Raw genomic sequence first — 1486 nt, forward strand, 5'->3', positions numbered from 1 at the left:
GCCGGCTGGATCGGCGACAGCCAGGCGATCAAGCCTGGCAACCGCATGCCCGCCTATTCGGTGCTGAGCGGCCAGGAACTGCGCGACGTCTCCGCCTATCTGGAGAGCCTGAAGTGAGCGGCCCCGCCACGCCGTCCGAGACCGGCTTCGACACCAGCCTCTACGAGCGCTTTCCGACCAAGGGACGGCGACCGAAGGGCGAGCTGGAGCAGCTGGAGGCGATCTGGTGCGCCCCCCGGCGGTGGGAGTGGATCACCGTCATCAACAACAACTATGTCGGCGTCTATTACGTCGGCGCGGCCATGCTGTTCTTCGTGCTGGCCGGGGTGCTGGCGCTCCTGATGCGCACGCAGCTGGCTCTGCCGATGCAGGGCGTGCTGGCCCAGGAGACCTACAACCAGATCTTCACCATGCACGGCACGGTGATGATGTTCCTTTTCGCGGTGCCGGCCGTGGAGGCGCTGGGCGTCCTGCTGCTACCGCAGATGCTGGGCGCGCGCGACCTGCCCTTCCCGCGCCTGTCTGCCTACGCCTTCTGGGCCTATCTGATCGGGGGCCTGGCGTTCTTCTGCTCGCTGTTCTTCGGCCTGGCGCCGAACGGCGGCTGGTTCATGTATCCGCCGCTGACCTCGACAACCTATTCGCCGGGCATCAACGCCGACTTCTGGCTGCTGGGCATCGGCTTCATCGAGATTTCGGCCATCGCCGGGGCCATCGAGATCATCGTCGGCGTACTGAAGACCCGCGCGCCCGGCATGACGCTGGACAAGCTGCCGGTCTTCGCCTGGGCCATGCTGGTCTTCGCCGGCATGATCATCATCGCCTTCCCGTCGGTGATCCTGGCCACCACCCTGCTGGAGCTGGAGCGCGCCCTGGGCTGGCCGTTCTTCGACGCCGCGCGGGGCGGCGATCCGATGCTGTGGCAGCACCTCTTCTGGTTCTTCGGCCACCCCGAGGTCTACATCATCTTCCTGCCGGCGGCCGGGGCCATGTCGACCATCGTGCCTGCCGTGGCCCGCACGCCGCTGGTCGGTCACTGGCTGGTGGTGCTGGCGTTCCTGGCGACGGGCTTCATCAGCTTCGGGGTCTGGGCCCACCACATGTTCACCACCGGCCTGCCGGGCGTGTCGGTCGGAATGTTCTCGGCCGCCTCCATGGCCGTGAGCCTGCCGGCTGGCGTCCAGGTGTTCGCCTGGATCGCCACGGTCGCCTCCGGCCGGATGACGTTCAACGTACCGGGCCTCTTCGTGCTCGGTTCTCTGCTGATCTTCGTCATGGGCGGACTGACCGGCGTGATGGCGGCCATGGTCCCCTTCGACTGGCAGGCCCACGACACCTACTTCATCGTCGCCCACCTGCATTACGTGCTGATCGGCGGGATGGTCTTTCCGCTGTTCGCGGCGATCTACTACTGGACGCCGATGGTCTCGGCCCGGCCCTTGAGCGAGCGCCTGGGCCGCTGGACCTTCGGGTTGATGTTCGCCGG

Annotated in this window: 1 protein-coding gene; it reads left to right on the forward strand. The window is 66.9% G+C overall.

Features of this window, described 5'->3' with window-relative positions; genetic code table 11:
- Positions 1-113: 113 nt before the first annotated feature.
- Positions 114-1486: cbb3-type cytochrome c oxidase subunit I (locus tag V6S85_RS26345; protein WP_334350790.1), on the forward strand; the 1373-nt coding region annotated here is incomplete at its 3' end.

Origin of the sequence: Caulobacter sp. CCNWLW153 (assembly GCF_036889365.1) — a bacterium.
GTDB classification, from domain to species: Bacteria; Pseudomonadota; Alphaproteobacteria; order Caulobacterales; family Caulobacteraceae; genus Caulobacter; species Caulobacter radicis.